32 protein-coding genes, 1 tRNA gene and 1 pseudogene are annotated in these 21,122 nt (G+C 42.5%); 26 read left to right on the top strand and 8 right to left on the bottom strand.

The features are described from left to right. Positions 1 to 80 precede the first annotated feature (80 nt). The 11 genes and pseudogenes from VQ00_RS17720 (at position 81) to VQ00_RS18590 (ending at position 7,157) form a co-directional block, all read left to right on the top strand. Positions 81 to 1,058, top strand: a complete 978-nt coding sequence (locus VQ00_RS17720; protein ID WP_052728439.1) for a lysozyme inhibitor LprI family protein — start codon at positions 81 to 83, stop codon at positions 1,056 to 1,058. Between the two features lie 6 nt (positions 1,059 to 1,064). Next, the gene (locus VQ00_RS17715) at positions 1,065 to 1,589 is read left to right on the top strand and encodes a PD-(D/E)XK nuclease family protein (RefSeq protein ID WP_082091516.1); all 525 of its coding nucleotides are present in this window, start codon (positions 1,065 to 1,067) and stop codon (positions 1,587 to 1,589) included. 36 nt (positions 1,590 to 1,625) lie between these two features. Then, positions 1,626 to 1,898, top strand: a complete 273-nt coding sequence (locus VQ00_RS17710) for a hypothetical protein (RefSeq protein ID WP_052728435.1) — start codon at positions 1,626 to 1,628, stop codon at positions 1,896 to 1,898. 255 nt (positions 1,899 to 2,153) lie between these two features. After that, positions 2,154 to 2,816: a hypothetical protein gene (locus VQ00_RS09095; RefSeq protein ID WP_046179826.1), complete on the top strand. Its 663-nt coding sequence runs from the start codon at positions 2,154 to 2,156 to the stop codon at positions 2,814 to 2,816. A 79-nt stretch (positions 2,817 to 2,895) separates the two neighbouring features. Continuing rightward, positions 2,896 to 3,870 (top strand): glycine-rich domain-containing protein, encoded by a 975-nt coding sequence (locus VQ00_RS09090; protein ID WP_046179825.1) that lies wholly within the window; start codon positions 2,896 to 2,898, stop codon positions 3,868 to 3,870. A gap of 99 nt (positions 3,871 to 3,969) precedes the next feature. Beyond that, positions 3,970 to 4,176: a tautomerase family protein gene (locus VQ00_RS09085; protein ID WP_046179824.1), complete on the top strand. Its 207-nt coding sequence runs from the start codon at positions 3,970 to 3,972 to the stop codon at positions 4,174 to 4,176. A 168-nt stretch (positions 4,177 to 4,344) separates the two neighbouring features. Further along, entirely contained in the window at positions 4,345 to 4,530 is a 186-nt protein-coding gene (locus VQ00_RS09080; protein WP_046179823.1) for a hypothetical protein, read from the top strand. A 169-nt stretch (positions 4,531 to 4,699) separates the two neighbouring features. Then, a complete protein-coding gene (locus tag VQ00_RS09075) occupies positions 4,700 to 5,104 on the top strand; it encodes a hypothetical protein (RefSeq protein WP_046179822.1) in 405 nt (134 codons plus the stop codon). 771 nt (positions 5,105 to 5,875) lie between these two features. Then, positions 5,876 to 5,998, top strand: a pseudogene (locus VQ00_RS18595) (NAD-dependent epimerase/dehydratase family protein); the annotation flags it as partial. A gap of 180 nt (positions 5,999 to 6,178) precedes the next feature. Next, the gene (locus tag VQ00_RS09065; protein ID WP_046179820.1) at positions 6,179 to 6,805 is read left to right on the top strand and encodes a TVP38/TMEM64 family protein; all 627 of its coding nucleotides are present in this window, start codon (positions 6,179 to 6,181) and stop codon (positions 6,803 to 6,805) included. Positions 6,806 to 7,007: 202 nt separating this feature from the next. Then, the gene (locus VQ00_RS18590) at positions 7,008 to 7,157 is read left to right on the top strand and encodes a hypothetical protein (RefSeq protein WP_156154029.1); all 150 of its coding nucleotides are present in this window, start codon (positions 7,008 to 7,010) and stop codon (positions 7,155 to 7,157) included. Between the two features lie 202 nt (positions 7,158 to 7,359). Here the strand turns inward: VQ00_RS18590 and VQ00_RS09060 are convergent, their stop codons facing one another. Further along, positions 7,360 to 7,725 (bottom strand): hypothetical protein, encoded by a 366-nt coding sequence (locus VQ00_RS09060; RefSeq protein WP_046179819.1) that lies wholly within the window; start codon positions 7,723 to 7,725, stop codon positions 7,360 to 7,362. Positions 7,726 to 8,031: 306 nt separating this feature from the next. Between VQ00_RS09060 and VQ00_RS09055 the strand changes: the two genes are divergently transcribed. The 3 genes from VQ00_RS09055 to VQ00_RS18585 all read left to right on the top strand — a co-directional run bounded on the left by VQ00_RS09055 (position 8,032) and on the right by VQ00_RS18585 (position 9,589). Then, entirely contained in the window at positions 8,032 to 8,724 is a 693-nt protein-coding gene (locus tag VQ00_RS09055) for a hypothetical protein (RefSeq protein WP_052728433.1), read from the top strand. A 90-nt stretch (positions 8,725 to 8,814) separates the two neighbouring features. Beyond that, complete coding sequence (locus VQ00_RS09050) at positions 8,815 to 9,321, top strand: GNAT family N-acetyltransferase (RefSeq protein ID WP_046179818.1); 507 nt, start codon at positions 8,815 to 8,817, stop codon at positions 9,319 to 9,321. A gap of 130 nt (positions 9,322 to 9,451) precedes the next feature. Then, positions 9,452 to 9,589: a hypothetical protein gene (locus VQ00_RS18585; RefSeq protein ID WP_156154028.1), complete on the top strand. Its 138-nt coding sequence runs from the start codon at positions 9,452 to 9,454 to the stop codon at positions 9,587 to 9,589. Between the two features lie 175 nt (positions 9,590 to 9,764). On the opposite strand, the gene VQ00_RS09045 is transcribed toward VQ00_RS18585, so the two are convergent. Beyond that, positions 9,765 to 9,835, bottom strand: a tRNA-Cys gene (locus VQ00_RS09045). Positions 9,836 to 10,199: 364 nt separating this feature from the next. Between VQ00_RS09045 and trhO the strand changes: the two genes are divergently transcribed. The 4 genes from trhO to VQ00_RS09015 all read left to right on the top strand — a co-directional run bounded on the left by trhO (position 10,200) and on the right by VQ00_RS09015 (position 13,889). Continuing rightward, the gene (gene trhO, locus VQ00_RS09035; protein ID WP_046179816.1) at positions 10,200 to 11,153 is read left to right on the top strand and encodes an oxygen-dependent tRNA uridine(34) hydroxylase TrhO; all 954 of its coding nucleotides are present in this window, start codon (positions 10,200 to 10,202) and stop codon (positions 11,151 to 11,153) included. A 127-nt stretch (positions 11,154 to 11,280) separates the two neighbouring features. Then, the gene (locus VQ00_RS09030; RefSeq protein WP_046179815.1) at positions 11,281 to 11,706 is read left to right on the top strand and encodes an SRPBCC family protein; all 426 of its coding nucleotides are present in this window, start codon (positions 11,281 to 11,283) and stop codon (positions 11,704 to 11,706) included. Then, positions 11,703 to 12,029, top strand: a complete 327-nt coding sequence (locus VQ00_RS09025) for an ArsR/SmtB family transcription factor (protein ID WP_046179814.1) — start codon at positions 11,703 to 11,705, stop codon at positions 12,027 to 12,029. Before VQ00_RS09030 ends, VQ00_RS09025 begins: the two co-directional genes overlap by 4 nt. A gap of 300 nt (positions 12,030 to 12,329) precedes the next feature. Beyond that, on the top strand, positions 12,330 to 13,889 hold the full coding sequence (locus tag VQ00_RS09015) for a Vga family ABC-F type ribosomal protection protein (protein WP_046179812.1): 1,560 nt from the start codon (positions 12,330 to 12,332) through the stop codon (positions 13,887 to 13,889). Between the two features lie 60 nt (positions 13,890 to 13,949). On the opposite strand, the gene VQ00_RS09010 is transcribed toward VQ00_RS09015, so the two are convergent. The 3 genes from VQ00_RS09010 to sspK are packed head-to-tail and all read right to left on the bottom strand — an operon-like array spanning position 13,950 to position 14,514. Further along, positions 13,950 to 14,138 carry an H-type small acid-soluble spore protein gene (locus VQ00_RS09010; protein ID WP_046179811.1) on the bottom strand — a complete coding sequence of 63 codons (189 nt, stop codon included), beginning with the start codon at positions 14,136 to 14,138 and terminating at the stop codon, positions 13,950 to 13,952. A 25-nt stretch (positions 14,139 to 14,163) separates the two neighbouring features. Then, a complete protein-coding gene (locus VQ00_RS18580; protein ID WP_156154027.1) occupies positions 14,164 to 14,340 on the bottom strand; it encodes a hypothetical protein in 177 nt (58 codons plus the stop codon). A gap of 18 nt (positions 14,341 to 14,358) precedes the next feature. Then, positions 14,359 to 14,514, bottom strand: coding sequence for a small, acid-soluble spore protein K (sspK, locus tag VQ00_RS09005; RefSeq protein WP_046179810.1), 156 nt, complete (start codon positions 14,512 to 14,514; stop codon positions 14,359 to 14,361). 221 nt (positions 14,515 to 14,735) lie between these two features. On the opposite strand from sspK, the gene VQ00_RS09000 reads away from it, so the two are divergent. Further along, on the top strand, positions 14,736 to 15,176 hold the full coding sequence (locus VQ00_RS09000; protein ID WP_046179809.1) for a hypothetical protein: 441 nt from the start codon (positions 14,736 to 14,738) through the stop codon (positions 15,174 to 15,176). Between the two features lie 310 nt (positions 15,177 to 15,486). Here the strand turns inward: VQ00_RS09000 and VQ00_RS08995 are convergent, their stop codons facing one another. Beyond that, a complete protein-coding gene (locus VQ00_RS08995) occupies positions 15,487 to 16,206 on the bottom strand; it encodes a gamma-glutamyl-gamma-aminobutyrate hydrolase family protein (RefSeq protein ID WP_046179808.1) in 720 nt (239 codons plus the stop codon). Between the two features lie 405 nt (positions 16,207 to 16,611). On the opposite strand from VQ00_RS08995, the gene VQ00_RS08990 reads away from it, so the two are divergent. From VQ00_RS08990 to VQ00_RS08980, 3 genes are all read left to right on the top strand, one after another. Next, positions 16,612 to 16,833 (top strand): hypothetical protein, encoded by a 222-nt coding sequence (locus VQ00_RS08990; RefSeq protein ID WP_046179807.1) that lies wholly within the window; start codon positions 16,612 to 16,614, stop codon positions 16,831 to 16,833. A 19-nt stretch (positions 16,834 to 16,852) separates the two neighbouring features. Continuing rightward, entirely contained in the window at positions 16,853 to 17,188 is a 336-nt protein-coding gene (locus VQ00_RS08985) for a YflT domain-containing protein (protein ID WP_046179806.1), read from the top strand. Between the two features lie 174 nt (positions 17,189 to 17,362). After that, a complete protein-coding gene (locus VQ00_RS08980; protein WP_046179805.1) occupies positions 17,363 to 17,665 on the top strand; it encodes a hypothetical protein in 303 nt (100 codons plus the stop codon). Positions 17,666 to 17,702: 37 nt separating this feature from the next. Here VQ00_RS08980 and VQ00_RS18955 read toward each other — a convergent pair whose 3' ends face one another. Together VQ00_RS18955 and VQ00_RS18575 are read right to left on the bottom strand one after the other, a co-directional pair. Next, the gene (locus VQ00_RS18955; RefSeq protein WP_216595827.1) at positions 17,703 to 18,104 is read right to left on the bottom strand and encodes a hypothetical protein; all 402 of its coding nucleotides are present in this window, start codon (positions 18,102 to 18,104) and stop codon (positions 17,703 to 17,705) included. Positions 18,105 to 18,203: 99 nt separating this feature from the next. Continuing rightward, a complete protein-coding gene (locus VQ00_RS18575) occupies positions 18,204 to 19,082 on the bottom strand; it encodes an exonuclease domain-containing protein (RefSeq protein WP_156154026.1) in 879 nt (292 codons plus the stop codon). Between the two features lie 208 nt (positions 19,083 to 19,290). Here VQ00_RS18575 and VQ00_RS18570 point away from each other — a divergent pair, with 208 nt between their 5' ends. The 4 genes from VQ00_RS18570 to VQ00_RS08965 all read left to right on the top strand — a co-directional run bounded on the left by VQ00_RS18570 (position 19,291) and on the right by VQ00_RS08965 (position 21,042). Next, entirely contained in the window at positions 19,291 to 19,497 is a 207-nt protein-coding gene (locus VQ00_RS18570; protein WP_156154025.1) for a hypothetical protein, read from the top strand. A 46-nt stretch (positions 19,498 to 19,543) separates the two neighbouring features. Next, positions 19,544 to 19,720, top strand: a complete 177-nt coding sequence (locus VQ00_RS18815; RefSeq protein ID WP_172645559.1) for a hypothetical protein — start codon at positions 19,544 to 19,546, stop codon at positions 19,718 to 19,720. A 131-nt stretch (positions 19,721 to 19,851) separates the two neighbouring features. Further along, the gene (locus VQ00_RS18565) at positions 19,852 to 19,992 is read left to right on the top strand and encodes a 3-methyladenine DNA glycosylase (protein ID WP_156154024.1); all 141 of its coding nucleotides are present in this window, start codon (positions 19,852 to 19,854) and stop codon (positions 19,990 to 19,992) included. A 171-nt stretch (positions 19,993 to 20,163) separates the two neighbouring features. Continuing rightward, positions 20,164 to 21,042, top strand: a complete 879-nt coding sequence (locus VQ00_RS08965; RefSeq protein ID WP_082091528.1) for a TRM11 family SAM-dependent methyltransferase — start codon at positions 20,164 to 20,166, stop codon at positions 21,040 to 21,042. Positions 21,043 to 21,122 lie beyond the last annotated feature (80 nt).

Genomic DNA, 21,122 nt, shown 5'->3' with positions numbered 1-21,122 from the left:
TTTTTCATTAAGTCAATGGTAATATAAATATAGAAATTTTTGAAAAAAAGAGTTCTTGTGAACAGTAATGGAGGATGGAAATGAAGAGAAAAGCAGCAGCGCTGCTAGCCGCTTTAATGCTGGCGGGATGCGGAAACAAACTATATGAAGAATCCATGAGTCAGGGGAAATTAGCACTCGCTTCGGGTGAATTTGATAAAGCGCGGGCATCATTTGAATTGGCGCTTGAAGAAGAGCCAGGAGATGCGGATGCTTCTATTATGTATGAACAGCTGAAAAAGTTTGGCGAGATAGGGAGCGCTCTTGAAAATGCAGAGTGGGAAGAGGCGGAGAAGCAGGCAGATGTTCTTTTGAAAAATAAGGATTTGCACAGCAGCTTGAAAGAACCGCTTGCACAGTATAAGCAATCAGCGGCAGACGGGAAAGAACAGGAGCAGGCTGTAGTTGAAAAAGTGAAAAGCATTCAATCGTTAACGAGTGAAAAAAAGTACAGTGAAGCGAAATCACTGCTGGATGAAGTGAATGACGATGACGCAATGAAAACGGCGGCTGTAAGCTTTTCTGATGAATTAGATGGAGTGGAGAAAGAGATTCAGGCAGGCTTAGAACAGGAAGCAGAGGCGGAAAAAGCCGCGGCTGTTCAGCAGGCGGAAGAAGCTGCCATCCAGAAAGCGGAGGAAGCGGCTGCCGCAAAAGTGAATCAGAAAACAGAATATTATCAAAAGCTGGACCGGATCGAACGGAGCCAGGCGGATTTGGCCTACATATATGAAAATGGAACAACTGTTGAAATGAGAGAGGCGGAAACAGAACGGTACAAGCGCTGGGACGATGCACTTAATGAGATTTACGGGGTGTTAAAAGAACAGCTTCCGGCATCTGAAATGGATCAATTGCGTCAGGCGCAGCGTGAATGGATTACGTATCGTGATGAAACGGCTGAAGAAACGGCATCAGGATTCGCCGGCGGTTCGTGGGAGTCTGTTCAATATGTAAGCACACAAGCCAGTATTACACAAGAGCGGTGCTATGAGCTTGTGGACCGATATATGGATTAAGCGCATCTGCAGAATTTCCTTTTTTGGTATAGGTTATTTCATAATATTGAATCTATTGAAATTATTCAGCAATTTAAAGGCTTGGATATTTTAATCTTATTAAACGGCAATACGGTTATTCTTATTGAAGACAAAACGTACACAAAAGATCATTCGGACCAGCTGATTCGGTATCGCAAAGTGGTCGAGAAAGATTATCCTAACCACCTTCAACTGCCGATTTATTATAAATCAGGAAGTCAGAGCCATTACCGCTTTTGTAAAATAGCAGGTTATCAGCCGTTTTTGCGTGAAGACATGATTGACATTATGAATGAAGGAAAAAGCATGGGCTTGCGAAATCATATTTTCCTTGATTACTTAAAGCGGCTTGAACAGATTGAAGCCGGTTATCAATCGTACCGCTGGCTCCCGATTGATGCCTGGACTTCTTTATCCTGGCAGGGGTTTTACCGGCTGCTTCAAAAGGAGCTGAAGAATGGAGGTTGGGGATACGTCGCAAATGCAAGGGGTGGATTTCAAGGGTTTTAGTGGTCAAAAAAACCAGAAAACGTGTGCTATTTTCAATTGGAAGAGAAGCGCCTCTGCATTAAAATAGTAGAACGCGACAAGCTTCAACAGCGTGATTCTCGTCTGAAAGCGTCAGCGCATCTGCTGAAACAACCATCTATTGAAGCCCTATCTTTTCAAAAGCCGGCCCGATCCAAAAATGGACAGACCATGACAGTTATGGTGAAAAGCGATTATATGCAGCTCAATCAAGACGGGATACTGGATGTTCAGGCAACCGTGGAGATGCTGAAAGAGATTGAAAAGCACGTGGATCTTTCGAAAAAATAAGCAGAAAGAGGCAGCGCATTCCCAAATGGTGTGCTGCCTCTTTATTTATTTCGTTTTAGATTTTGATATGACAACTAAATATAGCAGCAGTCGATATGCTTAATTGGTTCGATTTATGAAAATGAAACTAAGAAGAGACTACTTTAAAGAAAAAAGAATAGAAAAGCAATAGGAACGCATTTCCTTTTTTGGTAAAATGAAAAGAAAGAGATGCGAAACAGCAGCTGGCTGGGAGCAAAGAAAAGGAATAAATTTATGAGAATCGTAAATAAAATCAAGATACAAACAGCTTCCATTCAAGTGAGCAAAGCACTTCATAAAAAAGCTGAAACAAAAGGAATGACCAGGGAAAAGTTAACCAGCAAAGTTCGGCATGTGATTCAAACGGGCCGGTATGCGGGCATTTACCGCGATCAGCAAGTAACAGGGCAATCGTTCGTGCAAGACGGGCTGAATGTAGTGCTTGATGAGCCAATGAGAAAAGTAGTAAAGATTTTGCGTGTGGAAAAAAAGGAAGCTGAGCAAAAACAGCTTGTTCCGTTAGGTGAATTTGAGCAGATGATTGGAGAAATGAAGGCTCTGCTGAAAAAAACAGCGCAGTTTGAAAAGGCAATTAGCAGTGAGATTAGCAGCCTGGATAAACAAATTAGCAGCATTTATCATGACATGGAAACGAATTCATTTAACGCCTCGCAAGGGTACCAGTTTGCGAAAAAATTACAGATGCTGCTTCGGAAAAGGCGTATAGTTAAAGGAGAGTTTCAAAAGTTTACATCATCCCGCCAGGAACTGCAGATGATTGAAAAGAATGTCGCCTCTATTTTACAGAAAACGGCGGACATTCAAGCAAAGCAAAATGAATATGTTAGCGGATGGGACCACTCTGCTGATGAAAATTTTTCTCGGGAAACCGTCTGATATGGTCCAGTGAAATAAGGAGGAATCGGTAGTCTGTCAATGGCTGCAATGGCAGAAAATACAGCGAGGAGGTGTTTGAATGTTCTTTATGACGAATTATTTTAACAAAAGAAATCGAGCGAAAGAAAAGGAGAGTCTTCCTGGTCTGCCGGCTGAGTTGAGTCAGACGTTGGGGATGCGTCTTGAGGAAGGGTATCCGCTTGTAAACAGGCTCAATGATGCGTGGAATGATGCACCAGCAGCGGCGGTGAAGGATCGTTTGTCTGGAAAAGGTGTCATTTCTAACGAAGAATATGATTGGTACGAGCTTGAACTAAAGCGGTTTTTCTGTTTGTCTGCCATTATGAAAAATGTGCCGATGTACAACGAAAAAGCCGATGCGATTTGGCACGACATGATTCTTTTTACGAAAGATTATGCCGATTTTTGCGAGCAGTTTAACGGCGCCATGATTCATCATACACCGACAGATAAAGCCTTTAAAACCAAGGCTTCTGCCAGCCATGAACGTGCTGTTTATGAGTTAGTGTACAGCATTTTATTCGATCCTCATTCAGCTTCAGAGCTGATTCAGGGACCGTTTGGATATTGCCTGCTGGATAAGCAGTTCATGCTCCAATGTGAAGGGCTGAAAGGACAGGAGCTGGAACGTTATATTCAGGACGCACTTTTCAAGCATAATTTCTCTCAGCATGACCGTTTGATTCGCGCTGCTTCTAAAAAAATAGCCCATCATGTAACCGCAGCAAAAGAAAGGGTTGAACGCAAAGGAGCAGCAGCAGACATTCGTAAGCCAAAGAGCAGCTCGTCTGGCGATGATCAAGCGGTCTATTTACTTCTATATACGTCTATGGGAGCAGTCCATGAGCCTGAAAAGGAAAAGGATTCAGCGGCCAGCCCCGCCTCCTCTTGTAATGGATCCGATGGCCGCCGGTATGACCACGACCGAAATGACTCTCATCACGATTCAGATTCCTCAGGGGGTTCAGATTCCTCAGGAGACTCATCATCAAGCAGCTGCAGCAGTTGCGGTGGCGGCGGCTGCAGCAGCTAGAAACGATCCGCCTGTGAGAACACCGCTTGTTCGAATTGATCAGTCATACGTCATGCGGCCAATGTAAGGGGAAAATGAAAAAGAAAGAAGGAACCGATCATGCCCTATGTAAATATTAAAATTACCAATGAAGGCGTCACGCCGGAGCAAAAAGCCCAGCTCATTCAAGGAGCCACGCAGCTATTAGTCGACGTGCTCGGCAAAAATCCGAATACAACGGTTGTCGTAATTGATGAAGTGGAAACGGACAACTGGGGAATTGGCGGGGAAACCATCACTGTCCGCAGACAGCAGGAGAAAAAGTAAAGGTACCGCCGGACCGGTTCCGGCGGGATTTTTTTGTCTGCAGCACAATCCCGCTATTAAACCTTCTATTCAATCTTCTGCTGACGCGCCATCCCTGCTACAATCGGAATCACCGTCCTGGCATTGATCTTTTTCCATGTATGCTGATAAAAAGGGTTCGGCATTTGATTGATTTTTGACTCCACGTTTCACGTTCCATTTACAGAAAAGAATATGTTTGATGAAATCAACGCGGCACTCCGGGATGAAGTGGACCCACAGACAGAAGTGTATGTCTCTTCTGAATTTCGGAAAGGCGATTATGCTGATTTTCAGCCCATTCAAACGGCCGAGGATATTATGGCCTGCATTTAAAAAGCTGATCCATGCAACGAATTGATGTTCAAGCCATCCAGAAAAAACTGCCCGGACTGCGCAAAGCAGCAGGAGAATGGTATAATAGTAAAGTTGTGAAAAAGTAAGACAAGATAATAACAGCACAGTCATAAAAGCTGAGTACGTACATTCAGGGAGGAACGATGAAATGAAAAAAATATTGGCAGCTATGCTTGCGGCAGTGGTAGTTTTTTCGCCTGTTGGAAACTTTGTTTCTCAAGATCAGGCCACGACTGTAGAAGCAAGAGGCAAGAAAAGCATAAACAGCAACAGCAACAATACAATCAACAATTCGAGTGTCCAAAACAAAAAATCTGACTCCGCTGCGACGACCGCAAAGAAAAAGGGCGGATTTCTATCAAGCGGTTTAATGAAAGGGTTAATGCTGGGCGGGCTTGCCGGTTTGCTGTTTGGCAGCTTGTTCGCGAACATGGGCATGCTCGGTTCATTACTGGGCTTGCTCGTTAACGTTGTCGCCGTGGTGATCTTAATCGTAGTCATTCGCAAACTATTCGTTTTCTTTAAAAATCAAAAAGAAAAAAGAGTATACTAATCCAAGGAAAGCTCTGTCCGCCTCTCGTTTTGCGGACAGGGTTTTTTTGCGTGCCTTAATCTTCGAAAAAGAAAAGCACCATTCATTTATGAAAACGAATGGTGCTTTTTTTACTGAAAAAATTAACAGTGTAATGAAAAATAATTTGTAAACTTTATAGCAGGTACTATGAGGGAGGGGAAATCAATTTACATAAAAAGGTATTTAATAAATTGTTTTATTATAAAAGCACGGAGCAAATATATTAGGTTTTTGCAAATCTAATATTTGGAAAATAATAAATAAAGAAAAAATCGTTGACCATTACTTTTTCAGAAAAGTAATCTTGACATGAGTTGTAATAGAAGAAAAGAGTTTTTTGCTGTTGGTAGTAAACGAGGGATGAATAATTATGCAGCTGTGGAGCTATAAAAAACGATTCCCACCAGCGTAAAGAAACACCTAAAGCCATTTTTGTCGAAATAACGCAAAAAAGCAATGCGTTTTGAAAAAAAGAAAAAATATTGTCATTTTTCGCCGGTGAGCAAAAATCAAAAGAAGGCAGCAGCCGGCACATAAAAAAATAGAAAGGATGACGAGCGTATGGTACTATATGGATATCGTGAATGAAGAGAAAAATGGAAGAAAAAATGTAGATTAAACGAACGATTTTCATGATGCTGGAAATCCTTCCATTTTCTTCAGAAGATTATTTTTTTGCTGTTTCCCATGAATCCTTGTTTTTCTTGAATGAAAAAAGAAGCCGACTTTAAAAAGATTGGAGCTTTTCATATGAAAAAAGTTATTTTAGCAGGAGGAACCGGGTTCATTGGCAACTATTTTGAAACGAAATTTAAGGCGCTTGGGTATGAAGTGAAAATCATATCAAGGCAAACACAGCATATCTCATGGGAGCAGACCGGTTAGAGCGTGAAGGATATAGATCACCTTCAAAACACTTGATGAGGCTTTTCAAGACATCCATTCCACATAAGTTAACATCCTGCTATTTGATGTGGCAGATAAAGAGAGGACTTTCCCGCACGTGCTTATGGTAAACTGAGAACAGGAACGTTGGTAAAGAAGAGGTGTTTTATGATAAAAAGAATAATCAGTGTGGCCGTGATTGCCAGCATTCTCGTGCTAGGCATCACCCAAAAAGAACAGTTGTTAGCAATGGTGAACGAAGGTGGGGCTTATTCCATCCTCATCAGCATGCTGCTGGTGGCGATTTGTGTGTTTGTCCCGATTGTTCCGTTTCCTGTGCTGGCCGGGTTGATTGGCGGGATTTTCGGCACCCCGCAAGGCGTCATTATAACGCTTAGCGGCGCCATGATCGGGACTCTTTTGTTTTTTTATATTGCCCGGTACGGCTTTAAAGAGTGGGCGCAAACGAAAATTGAACAGTATCCTCAGGTGAAAGAATACGAGGAAAAGCTGAACAAAAATGCGTTTCTGACGATTCTGCTTGTTCGCTTAGTGCCGATCGTGCCTTCTCCTGTTGTCAATATCGTCTGCGGATTAAGCAAAGTAAATGGGCTCGTCTTTTTTCTCGCATCAGCAATTGGGAAATTGCCGAATATTCTTCTTTTGTCGTTTGCGGGGGCGAGTTTCTCCGAAAACAAGTGGTTTTCTTTTGGGCTGTACGGGATTTATGTGCTCATTATTATGATTGTTAATTACATTATTGTGTACAGAAAAATGAACAAAGTGCCGGAATAATATCGGCACTTTTTTGTGTGGGGGAAAAAATGATAGCTGGAAAATGAAAAAAGAGAAAAACAAAGAAAAAGTAAGCAATCAGAAGAAAAATGACGATGATACACGCTTGCATGACCAATGTTTCCGTTTTCTCCGGCTTTTTCAAAAAGATGCTGATATAGGATAATAAAGGAAAGTTGACCGATAAAGGAGATATAATGAAATGACAAAATATATGAGCAATACATCATTAGTTTTAAAAGAAAAAGGAGGCTTCGGAAAATACATGCAAGCGATCGCTTCGGCTATTAAAACATACCGCCAGTCAATGGATCAGTACGGAGAAGCCATTATTAAAGTAAAAGCACGATAACAATAGGTCTATAATAAAAAAATGATTTAACATGAAGACTGATCTTGAGCAGGAACAGGATCCGCCAGCCAATTCTCAGCCGTAAAAGAGGATTGGCTTTTTTGATAGGGAAAAACGAGGGGTAGTTTGCCATTTTAGAGAGAAAGACAGAAAAAGGAACAAAAAAAGGGCCCATGCGCCCGGTTTGTTTGCAAGCTTTGGTTTACGAAAAAGGCCGTTTTAGTTTCGCGGGCTTCATTCCCCGTTTTGACGCTCGGTCGATCCAAAAGATACATGTGAGAGAAAAGCCGATAAATGAAAATACCCAAAAAACGCCTGTAAGCCCGTTGATTCCAGCAGACAGCAGGGCAATGACGACAAAATAAAGAGTGATCAGGCTTTGAAGGATCGTTTTAAAACCGATTTTTTTCAGGGCCACTGCTTTTCGAACGACACGGATACAGCGGTACACCTGCCAGGCAAAAACGCCAATGGTCACAAAGAAAAACGTATAAGACACAGCTTGTACCACATTTTCCATCGTCAGCCATTCTTTCATTGACACGATCAAGCTGATTATGTCCTCCATCCTCCACCGCTCCTTTCCTTCTTATTTTAAAAGATCTTTTTCCAGACTAAAAGTGTATAAAGCCTATCATGCCCCGGAAAAGATTATTTAAAACCCAGTATTTGTACAAAAAATCCAAATGCTTCATTTTTTTCCTTTTCTACATCCGAAACATGATGGAACTTTCTTTTTTAAAAGCGGTTGATGAGGATAGTTTCTTCTTCAACTGGCGGGACAGGTGAATTGTTGAAGGTATCTTGTTACAGACAGCGAATACTATACATCAAGTATACTTTATAGGTCATTTTATTGAGCAGGAGGGATTTGTTGAGAAAATATGCCTTGCTGGCACTGCTGGTTGTCCTGTTGGCAGGCTGCCGCTCTGGTGTGTCCGAAAGCAGCCACTCAGCCATCGATTGGATTGATTTTGTTAAATGGGATGGAGTGGAGTATCAAGGGATTCATACTGGGATTTTAGCAGACAAAAGCGCGATTGGCCAAAAAATCGGAAACGTAACATTCAAAGTAGCAGATCACATCACCAACCCAGCCTATAAAACAAAAAATGGAGATGCTGCATTCCACGAAAAAGGAACTGGACTTTATGCGGTCAAAGGGCATCCTGATTTGCTTGCCATAAAAGATGAGCAAGCGATCAACGGATACAATCTTTATTTCTCAACAAAAACGACAGAGTACCAATGGCACTTTAAGAATGTGCCGATTGAAAAGGTTACTAGAGTAGTGATTTATCAAGACGGCAGGGAAATGGGCAGAGAGCTGGCCGGTGAAGAGGTAAAGACGTTTCTAAAGCTGTTAACTACAAGTGAAGAAGTGGATAACTTTATTTCGGACACGACAAAAGGAGCTCCTCTCTATTACGAGGTAGTGTTGTATACGAATGAGCCGGTTGCCTACAAATACGGTTTACAGTTTGACGGGACCACGTACTATTGGCATCCGTGGGATACAGCTATTTTATCTAACAAAATAGAACCGTATCTTGTGAAAAATAAGTAAATAGACCAGTAGAACGAAAAAGCAGTTCTGCAGGCTGGTTGATCCTATGTTTGCAGGGATAAAGAAACCAAACTGAAAGAAGGGGACAAGATGATCACCATTCGACAAGCGTTGCAGGCCGAAGTAGAACTGATTCGCGAACAAAGAATAAAAGCGTACGAAGAACATGCAAAACACATTCCAAAAGGGCATTGGGAAGCGCTTAAAAGCGCTATTTCTTCAGATGCGGAGAACCAGGAGGGAGTAGAGCTTTTCGTAGCAGTTGAGAAAAAACAAGTCATTGGCAGTGTAGCGCTGTTTCCGGCAAAATCAAATGCTTACACAGGACTGGTGGATATGCTGGATTATCCGGAAATTAGAATGCTGGCTGTTGCACCGCAGGCACGGAATAAAGGAGCAGCGAAAGCGCTCATAAACGAATGTATTCGGCATACAAAAGAAAGCGGCTTGCCGTACATCGGGCTGCACACTGCTGATTTTATGAAAACAGCCATGCAGCTTTATGAACACATGGGCTTTTTGCGCATGCCGCAATACGATTTTGAGCCGGCGAATGATGGCATTATAGTAAAAGCATACCGGCTGCCTATCGAATAAATGCCTGTTGCTTGTGTAAACAAATGGCTTGAATTGTTCGCCGCATAGTGAGGGAGATTAATCCCGGCAGTTTACCTTTATTGACCGAGTTGAATCGATTAATAAACAAAAAAGAATTGGCATCGAAGGAATGACGGTAAGCCCGGACGGCCGCTATCTTGCACTTGATCTGTTTGCTGGAAATGCTCCTTACACCACTGTGCTCATATATGATCTGGAAAAAGGAAAACGATTAGCGCAGCTGGATCAGGCGCATTTACTGTTTTAGCAGGAAGACCGTTTTCTGTTTAAGCGGTTCAGCGGCCAGCAGGTGATGCTGTCTTCAAAAAGCTTTTAAACTAGGGTGTCTCAAGCTTGAGGCACCCTTTTTTGGCAGAAAATTATCTCATGAAAAAAGAGCGGGACAACAATTTGAATGTTGTCCCGCTCTTTTTTACATTTGAAGGTAGTACTCGGAATTGAACCGAGGATCAAGGTTTTGCAGACCTTTGCCTTGCCGCTTGGCCATACTACCATGTTTATCTCATATTCTACGAGAAGCTTCTTGATACTTTTATTATACTTATTATTACATAAAAGTCAAATATTATTTTTTAGAGAGATTCACTTTTATTCTTTCTCGATAGGATTTTTCTCAATGAAACGATTCCGCTTGAAAATAATTCTATTCATCTACTTAAAGGATTATTCCTCTCAAAAGAAAAATCAGGAGAAATTTATTGAAAAAGGATCAAAAATTGAGAAACACCAAATAAGCAGACAACGTGCACATAAAATGGACTCACATTCGGCTGAATGAATATAAAGCAGATTATCCCCATCCCGCCGTCAAACGTGATATGATACCATAAGAAAAAAGTGAATAGGTGGAGGAAAAGATGTACAGAGTATTGCTTTATTACCAATATGTACCAATGGATGACCCGGAAACGTTCGCGTCGGAGCATAAGTTGTTTTGCCAGGAGCTTGAGTTAAAAGGGCGTATTTTAGTCGCAAAAGAAGGAATTAACGGCACGGTTTCGGGAACAGTGGAACAGACAGAACGCTATATGCAGGCGATGAAGGAAGATGCCCGGTTTAAAGATATGGTGTTTAAAATAGATGAAGCAGAGGGGCACGTGTTTCAAAAATTAAAGGTCCGCCCGCGCGAAGAATTGGTGACGCTTCGTCTTGAAGAAGATGTGAATCCGCTTGAACTCACCGGAGACTATGCGGAACCGAAAGAATTTTTGGCGGCAATGAAGGAAGATAATACCGTGGTGCTCGATGCGCGTAATACGTATGAGCATGATCTCGGCCATTTCAAAGGTGCAATCCGGCCGGATGTGGAGAATTTCCGTGAGCTGCCGCAGTGGATCCGGGATCACCGGGATGAACTGGAAGGCAAGAAAATTTTAACGTACTGCACAGGCGGCATACGCTGTGAAAAATTTTCCGGTTTCCTGAAGCAGGAAGGATTTGAAGATGTCATGCAGCTGCACGGTGGTATTGTCTCTTATGGAAAAGATCCAGAAGTGCAGGGGGAAAATTGGGATGGTCAATGCTTCGTATTCGATGACCGGCTTAGTGTACCGGTTAACAGCGTCAACCCAACGATCGTCGGGAAAGACTTTTTTACCGGCGAGCCGTGCGAGCGGTATGTCAGCTGTGCGAATCCGGAATGCAATAAAAAGATTTTAGCGTCAGAAGAGTCAGAACACCGCTTTTTGCGCAGCTGCTCGGATCATTGCCGGACACATCCACGCAACCGTTATATCGAGGAACACGGCTTAACGCCGGAAGAAGTGGAAGAACGGCTGGAAAAGCTTACACAGCCGGCTGAAGCACACTAAATAAGCTTGGAAAACGCCTGGATTCATCCGGCGTTTTTTCTTTCAGTTGAAATAAAACCAAAAGGTGTTATATAATTTTATATGTAATCAAAAGGTTTTATTTTAAATAGAAATGAGGAAGCAGCAGATGGGACAAAAAGTGGAAGACATTCAGCAAACAGTCATATTGGATGCGCCGATTGAAAAAGTGTGGGCAAAAACTGCAACGGCAGAAGGGCTGGAAGAGTGGTTTATGCCAAACAATTTCAGGCCTGAAGCAGGACAGGAATTTCATTTACAGTCCCCATTCGGTCCTTCACCGTGTAAAGTACTCGAAATAGATCCGCCAAACCGGCTGTCTTTTTCATGGGATACAGAAGGTTGGATCGTTACATTTTTACTAAAAGAGATAGAAGAAAAAACAGAGTTTACAGTCATTCATAGCGGATGGGGAGAAGCGGGTGAAACAATGCCAAAAGCTAATGCGCCTGTTTCGGCTGTTCGTGACCGGATGAATGGTGGATGGAGCAGTCTTGTGAATGAGAAGCTTCGGAAGGCTGTTGAATCCACATGACCGAACCGGCGGGAAAACATGATGTATTTCAAGCTATCGCCGATCCGACACGCCGTGAAATACTGCGGCTTCTAGCGGAAAAAGACCGGCCGATTTCAGAAATCGCGTCGTATTTTCCGATCAGCCGTACCGCTGTCACGAAGCATCTTCATTTGTTGTCTGAATCAAAATTAGTGGAGGGACGAAAAGAAGGCCGCCAGAAAATGTACCATTTGAATACTGAACCGTTAATGGAGCTGAAGGAGTGGCTTCACTACTATGAGCGGTTCTGGAACAACAAGCTTACACGTCTTCAGTTCATTGTAGAGCAGGAACCAGAATGAAATGTTTTGATGACCAAGCAGTTGACAAAACAAAAGATTTCCATTAATTTAGCTGTAATAAACAAACGGAAGGGTGACCCAATCGAATGAAGTTCTAATCCTATTTTTTGAACGCAGTCTAATTGAAATGTTTTTCAAAAAAGCAATTCAGCGCTTTTTTGTGATGCTTTCAATGGATGTTTTCAGAATAGGATTAGGCTTAAGCGAACAGGGGAGATCCCTGCTTTTTCCTATGCCTCCTATTCTGAAAATGAGTGGGGGGCTTTTTTTGTCCCTATTTAAACAAAAGGGGATGAGAAGATGAATGTGTTAGAAGCAAATACGATTTACTTAGAGGTGCAGGACCGGTTATTGTTGTCAATTGATCATTTAGTCATCCAGGAAAAAGACCGGATTGGCCTGGTCGGCAAAAATGGCAGCGGGAAAACAACATTGCTGCATGTGCTGGCCGGAAAAACTGAACCAGATAATGGAACTATTAGTCGAAATGGGACCATTCAGCTTTTGCCGCAACTGAAACAGATTGATCCAAATAAAAGCGGCGGGGAAATCACGCAGTGTTATGTGAATGAAGCACTGAGCAAAAGTCCAAAGCTGCTTTTAGCCGATGAACCAACAACCCATCTTGATACGGGTCACGTTGAGTGGCTGGAAAAAAAGCTGTCCAAATGGCAGGGTGCGTATGTCGTTGTCTCTCATGATCGCACCTTTTTAGACGCTGTTTGTACCGTTATATGGGAAATAGGCAATGGGGAAATTCATATATACAAAGGAAACTACTCAGCTTATGCTGCTCAAAAAGAAGCGGATCGGCAGCGGCAGGAGTTGGAACATGAACAGTATGAACAAACGAAAAAGCAGCTGGAGCAGGCGATTGCAGCGAAACAGAAAAAAGCGGAACGGGCAGTGAAAAAGCCAAAATCGGTCAGCCTTTCTGAAGCGCGAAACGTCAAGCTGTATTTTGCCAAAAAACAAAAGAAACTGCAAACGACAGCAAAAGCATTGGAAACACGGCTCGAAAAGCTTGAAAAAGTGGAAAAGCAAAAGAAACTGCCTCCGATTCGCATGAATGTACAAGAACAGGAAAGCTTGAAGGGCCGAGTGCTCATTCGGGTGGAGCAGGTTAAAGGAATGATCGGAACTCAGCTCCTTTGGAAGCCGGCTGACTTTTTTATTCGCGGCGGTGATAAAGCAGCACTCATTGGACCAAATGGCAGCGGAAAAACGACGCTTTTGAAAAAAATCATTCACAACGATACCGGCATTTCCGTTGCACCGTCTGTAAATATCGGGTACTTCAGCCAGCATATCACGATTTTGAATGCGGACCGAACTATTTTAGAAAACGTAAAAGAGACGTCCCATCAAGATGAAACACTGATTCGCACTGTACTCGCGCGCCTCGGCTTTTGGCGGGAAGATGTGTTTAAAAGAGTGAATGTATTAAGCGGAGGAGAGCGGGTGAAAACGGCGCTTGCGAAATTGCTTGTCAGCGAAATGAACGTCCTCGTTTTGGATGAACCGACCAATTTTCTGGATATTGAAGCTGTCGAAGCGTTAGAGTCCCTTTTAATCGATTATGAAGGCACGGTCCTTTTTACGTCGCATGACAGACGTTTTGCGGAAAAAATCGCCACAAAAGTGCTGGTGATTCATGAAACGAAGCTAAACGTTTTTGATGGAACTTTGAAGAAATACACGGAAAGACAAAGAAAATCTGGGCGTGATGAAACAGAAGAACAGCTGCTGTTAATCGAAACGAAAATCGCCGAAGTACTCGGCAAAATGAGTATAGAGCCATCGGATGGACTGGAAAAAGAATTTCAGCGACTGCTGGCAGAAAAGCGGATGTTGAAATAAATGGAAACTGTAGAATTAAAAACGATCGGCTGTCCCCTTACTGAAGGAGACAGCCTTTTTTTAATGAGTGACTTCTTTTAGGTCTTCTATTCCAACTTCTGTCCGTTCTTCCCCGGGACCGCGCAGGTGAACCGTTGCCGTTTTTCCGTCTTCATGGACTTGATCAATCCAGACGGACACCCCATTAAATTGAACCTCCACATCTGATGATGGAGTAGAAACAATTTGTTTCGCTCGTTGAACGTCCATTTGATTACCTCCAGAAAAATCGGAATTAATTTTTTTTAGATGCCTCGCCTTGGTTCAGTCTTTTTCGTCTTAAGCTGGTCAGTTCTGCCAGCTCCCGGGCATATTCTTCGTTCACCGTATCCGCCGGTATTTTTAAATTTTTAGGGGTCTGAGAAAGTCCCCGACTGCCGCGGCTGCCTGTTTTATGCTCATCTTTCCCCATTATGCCCGTCTCCCTCCATTAATCTGTTCGATCTGTTGATGCTTTCATTCGTTCCTGCGGATGGGTGTTGATGGTGCCATCTGCACGTTTAGATGCGTATTCTGCTTTCGCCCGTGCTTTTCCAGCTTCGCCTTTCATGGATGAAACGGAGAAATCTTTTGCTTTGTTCCTCATTTCTTCCCCTCCAGTTGTAGATGAAATATGCGTTTCCGCCTATATAGTATGAAGCATTGGATGAAAATTATCAGTTCGTTTTGTATGAAAAGGATGGATGTATGATTTTGAGGATTCAGGTAAAGCTGTGAATAAAACGTTTTGGCCTGCCAAATCATGCTATAATGGCTGTTGAACATTATTTTGTCAAATTATTTTGGCATCGAAGGAGATTGGACTGTTTGACTAACAAAGAAGTAAAAAGCGAAGTGCCTCCGAATTTTAAAGAATTGAAAAAATCAGCTGATCGCAAGTCGAATTGGCGGGGACGTCTGGATGCAGTTGAAGAACTCGGACAGTCGAAGAGCGAACCAACGATCAAGTTATTAAAACGGATTATGGCCATAGACACGGTCACTAAAGTACAGGATGCTGCTTATCGCGAGCTTAAAAAGTGGGGCGAAGATGTACAGTCGCCAAAGAAAAAAGGCGAGGCGATTAAAGACGTTTCGAAAATTTTGCTGCGCATTAAAAAAAGCCTGCCGAAAGACCATACATTTGACGAGTTTGAAGAAAAGCTTAAAAAAATGCGCCTTGACGTATACGATACGTACGAAGGCGAAAAAGGCGCCGAATTTGACCATTGGCTGAAAGAAACATGGGAAAGTCTTCTAACTAAATAACCGTCGTCCTATTTCTGTCAAGCAGATAAAGGTAGAAACCAAGCTTTCATTCCAGCGCGCTTTGATCGTCAATCGGAGCGCTCTCGTTTTATTTTTTTGGGGAAATACCTTATTTTTCGATTCGTTTGTTCAATTGTTTAGGCATGTACCGGAACCTTGATCCGAAGGGATTAAGACTCCGGTATATGTCTTTTTTTCTATTAAGAAAAGGCATCCAGAATAGCCTGGTCATTTTTTCTTCTTGTTTATCTTTCTTTAGATATCGTTAAAGAACCTAAAGGCGGTTTAAGCATTTTGTTGATCTAGATTGTCAAAAAACGGGGACGGAATGAATAAAGTGAGAAAAGAGCCTGCGCATCTCGATGCTCTCTGGTACCATTGACTCGGGATGCCACTGCACCCCGACTACGAATACATCGCCTTCCATTTCCACCGCTTCAATCAAATCATCCGGGCTGTGGCCAACGGCTGTCAACCCTTTCCCTAATGTCTCGATTCCTTGGTGGTGCAGACTGTTGACGTTTACCGTGGTTTCCTGAATGATTTTCGCTAAACGTGAATGGCCGACGAGGGTCACCTGATGGGTGGGAACGGAACGCTGGCTGCTTTGTGAGTGCAGAATACTGCTGTTTGCTTGGCTTGGCAGGTCCTGCCAGAGTGTACCGCCAAGCGCCACATTGATAAGCTGCAAGCCGCGGCAGATGGCAAGAAGCGGTTTTTTTTGCTCTAAAATTGAAGCGGTCAGTCTCAGTTCAAATTCATCCCGTTCAGGAAACACAGGACCTAGTTTTTCATGGGGAGATTGCCCATAGTGCATCGGGTCTATGTCTTCCCCGCCGCTTAAGATAAAACCGTCGCACATTTCAAGGTAGGAAGGAATAACATGTAAGGGGGCGGGCGGCAGTATGATGGGGATGCCTCCGGCTGTGAGTATCGCACGGTGGTAGTCGCGATGAACATAAACCCCTTCTGTATTTAACGTTTGACGGACAAACGAACTTGTAATGCCAATGACAGGTTCTTTTTTCACATTGTTCCTCCTTTCGCTATTCAGCTGTATTTAGTTTCCTCGCAGTCTTTTAAATACGAAAGTACATATTATTTTAAAAATGGGTTTTCTTCCTTTTTAGATAAATAGAAAAGGAGCATTGTGAGATTAGGTCTTGAAAAAATTCAAGATTAAGAAGTGCAGAGGGGCTCTATTGCTTTATTTTATTCAGAACCTGATTTCCTTGTGAGAAGAAAAGGGCTTCAGCCTGGGGACATTTCAACAAAATGTGAACAAAAAAATAGAAGATCAAAAACTGAGGAACAAGCGCACTCCGTCTTTTTTATAAAACGGTGGCGCGAAGGGATGATAGGGAGTGTATAAAAGAAAAGCAGCGGTTAGTCGAAATAAAAATCGCTGAACGACGCAATCAAAGATGTTTCGAAAATGTTGATGCGCATTTTTAAAAAAAGTCTGTCAAAAGATCGTAAATTTGATGAGTTTGACCAGTTGCCAAAAGAAATATGGATGGTGTTTCCAACTAAACAAAAATGCAGAGGACCACATTCAGCAGAAACCTGTCAAAAGTCTCAACTTCTCCTTTCTAAGTTTATTTTATTTCAAATCGTGAAAACTACTATTGAAGATATGATAGAAACTAAGCGCTAAAAAGGAGAGAAATATTTTTATGACACTTGTAAAAGAGTACTCTACTGTTGAAGAAGCCGTACAAGGAGCTAATCTGCTTTATTCTAAAGGGGTAACGGACGAAGAAGTATACGTTCTTGCTCATGAAAAAGATGTAACCAATGAAGTAGCGGATCGTTCAAAAGCGGAGAAAATCGGCATCGATGAAACGGGTGTCGGCACGACGATGAAAAACTTATTCCGCAGCACAGGCGATAAACTTCGAGCGAAGATGGAAGAAGTCGGATTAACCCCTGCGGAAGCACAAAAATATGAGGAACGTCTCGACGAAGGCAAAATCCTGCTGCTTTCTAAAAACGACCAAGTCATTTTATAAACAGCAAAGAGCTTCCTGACATGTCAGGAAGCTCTTTTTTCAGCTAAAGCTTCTTATTTAAGGTGCTTTTTAGACAAAATAATGGACTAAAAGCAGGATTTTCGCCTTTTCATTAAGAAACAGATAAAATACAGTTGAGAACGTTTTGATCAGCAATTGAAAGGAGCAGCGAACATGAAATGTAAAGTGAATCAAAAAGCAGCCAAAGAATTGAGAAGAATGCTTGAAACACCGGAAGCAGAAGGCAAAATGATTCGTGTTGAAGTAACGGAGCACCATGGGAATCACGCTCATTATGCCATTTTGCTCGACACCCAAAAAGAGCATGATGTAGTCGTTCATACGGATAAAGATATCGATATATTGCTCGACAGCCGCGAAGAGTTTTTAGATGGCATTTTCGTACAATATTTCTACGTTCCAAAAGAAGGGTTTGTCGTCACTAACTCATCAAAAGGCGGGCACCATCACCACTGACATGAAAAAAGACGCCAGCTAGGCGTCTTTTTTCATGTCATCTTCTATTTTGTAAAGCGTCCAGCTCTTTGCGAAGCGATGAGGTGTCTACATCATCCTCTACAACAATTTGAAGTGGCTCGTTGAATGGAAGCGTGTATAGAGCCAAAAGCGTTTTCGCATCAAACATGCGGCTGTCGCTTTGCACCCATACATCGTATGAATGTCCTTGCGCAATTTTATTTAATTTTTGTACATCATCTTTATCTTTTAATTGAAAATCAATAATCAAATTAACCCCTTCTTTTTCCTTATTATAAAACAATTTCAAAAAATGCACGACAAAATAAATATCATTTTCACTTTCTTCATTATAAGGGATCAATTCGAGCAAAATGCGGATGCTGATCTGCCCTGGAGTCCCGTTCGACTGTAAAATGGTGTCGATTCGCTTTGACACGTTTTCTTTTACAAGGCATTGACCTTGTTATTACGGCCAGCTATTTTATTTGGCCGAAAAAAGCAAAAAAGAACGCGCTGAAATAAAAAGCGCGTTTTTTCATTTAGATAATGCGTCAAAAAATTTGCGTTCCGAGACGATTTTGACCGGTCCGCCTTTAGCCTGCCACTCTTTTGCTTTTTGAATTTGGGCAGAAATGCGGCCATCCCGGTATTTTTTCGCATCTGATTCGCCGACGATTAAATAATCAGTGTCTTTTTTTACAATGGCGTGCACGTTTGCGCCAAGGTTTGTCACGATGTCGATGGCTTCCTGTCTTTTCATCGACGTAAGTGTACCGGTGAAGGCGATCGACTTTTGCGAAAAGGGATGCGCTGCAGCCTTTGGTTTTGGCTTCGGCTTGCGAACAGGCTTTTTTTTCTTGAATGAGTCTCCATGTATATAACCAAACGAATAATTTACTTCTTCCAAAAACTCATTAAGCGATATATGGTGTTTCATCATATTGTTGACAATGACCGCACAAGCGACCGCGTCCTCAAGGGCATTGTGATGATCAAAGGTAAAGTCAAAATGGCTGGCTACTACATTTAATTTATTAGACGGAAGAGTTAAAACCGATTTAGCCAGCATGCAGGAGCAAAAATACGGATTGTTTGGCAGCGCCAGCCGGTGTTTGGCGGCTGTGCCCCGCAAAACATTGATATCGAACTGGGCAAAATGGGCAACAATTGGATCATCGCCGATAAACGCCATCACTTCATCAAAAATATGGGCAAATGAAGGCGCATCCTCTACATCTTTCGGACGAATTCCATGCACAGCAATGTTTCGTGCATCAAACCGTTCACCCGGATTTACTAATGAATAATAGGTTTTGTCTATCTCCCCATTGACGACCTTTGCCAGTCCGATCGAACAAACACTGCTCCGGCTGGCGTTCGCCGTTTCAAAATCAAGTGCAGTGAAATTTTTCAAGGGCTGATCATTCCTTTGCGTTAAGAGTAGTAGAATAAGTGTACTGTTTTTTGGAATGAAAAACAATCGAGCGTACCGTGTGTTTAAAGTGGGTAGTAGGAAAAGAAAGAGGAAAGGATGCGATACGATGAATATTTATTTAGCCCAGGATATCCGGATTAAACATAGTTTAAACACCTGCAAATAAACATATAAAGAATATGAATCCATGCTTATTCCCCATAAAGGGGACTTTATTAATGATTCGGCTTTTCGTGATGCGCAGGAGGTCGAGATGGTTGTGCTCGACTTGGAAAGAAATGCATGCCACGTCCACTTGAAGGCAGTAGAACTGGCGAATCACGATGAAAAAGCGATAGAAGATTATATTGATTTGTATAAATTGCATGGTTGGAAAAGCTATCCCGATTGCTGAACTATGATAAACTAACAGAAAGAACGTATATCAGGCAGGTGCTTATATGATTAAACTCGGCTGGGTCCTTACATCAATTGGCTTTATCACCCTTATTTGCGGGCTTCTTTATCCGTTTGGCATGATTACAAAAGAGTCATTTCTTGTGATGTTAATCGGAGGCGCACTCGTCATGTTCATCGGTTCTATGGTGCGCACGTTTGCTGTTTTAAAAAAGAAGTAATGAATCCCGCTGTCAGCCGGCAGTGGGGTTTTTTCGCGTCTGTGATAAGCAGCTAAAAAGGAAATGAACGTTTATTTTCTGTGGAATGTGGAAATAACGTAAAAGAAGCAGCATAAAGGAGGCAATATTGTATGTCGGAAAAAGGCAAACAGTCAAACGAATCTGTAGAACAGCAAAAGAAAAAAGAACGTGGCGAGGATATAGAACCACAGCGGGCACAAGATAAAAAAGACCCTCGTCCCGAAGATAAAAACCCTGACGATTTTGAATAAATCGTCAGGGTTTTTTTTATGTCTTGCCACATTCGCTGAAAAAAGATTCTGCCCAATCGTTAAAAGTATGTCAAAATAAAATAGGCAGGAAGACAAAATGAAAAGAGGATCAATGTGAACGAATTTATTTATACAGTGAATTACAGCGCTGAAGATCAGGAGCTGGCAGGTATGGAACTGCGTGCTTTTTTTGGACCGGATGCATCTGGACCGGTCATAAAAAGCAAGGTTGATCTTGATCTGAATCGGAGCCCATTTATACGGGAAAAAATAGACGTGCTGCTTGACGGTGACACGGCAGCCGACATTACAAAAAAGGCAGGCAGCATCGACCTTGGGGAAAAAACATTTAAAGTCATTTTTGTGAAAATCAATGACTTGCTGCCTCATGAAAAAGTTGAATATGGTGAACGAATGGCAATTGAAAGGGCGATTGGATGGGAAATCGTTGGCGAAGCTGATTTGAAAAATCCAGACTATCTTTTTGGTATCGTTGCGTACGGGGGCCGCTGGTATTTAGGTCGCTATCAAAAAAATGAGCGGGTATGGACGAAACATGTGAAAAAGCCGCGCGAATATTCAACGGCACTCAGCGCACGGGATGCGCGTGCGATTGCGAACATTGCCGTGCCAAATCCGGCGGGCATCAGAGCGGTTGACCCATGCTGCGGAATCGGCACGGTTCTCGTTGAAGCGCTGTCGATGGGCATTCACATCGAAGGACGTGACATCAATCCGCTCGTCGTAGACGGCTCACGTGAAAATATTGCTTATTTCGGCCTGGAAGGAAATGTGACACTTGGCTCCATTGAAGACACGAAGGCGCATTATGACGTCGCGATTATCGATATGCCGTACAATTTATACACCCATTCGACACCGGCGGAGCAGCAGTCCATTTTGATAAACGCCCGTCGCATTGCCGATCGATTAGTTGTCGTTTCAGTGGACCCGATAGAAGAAATGGTCCAGAAAGCTGGGTTTACGATTCAAGACCACTGCATAGCAAAAAAAGGAACCTTTTCAAGGCGAATTTTAGTATGTAACTAACGGAAAAGACACTTTGCACAAAGTCGCCAGTCTTTTTTTTTGAAAGAGCCGATAGGTGAAGTAAAAAGGACTTCGCTTTC

The organism is Domibacillus tundrae (assembly GCF_000970675.1).
Classification (GTDB): Bacteria; Bacillota; Bacilli; order Bacillales; family Domibacillaceae; genus Domibacillus; species Domibacillus tundrae.
Note: the sequence above shows the minus strand (reverse complement) of the source record. Positions and strands in the feature narration are given on the sequence as shown.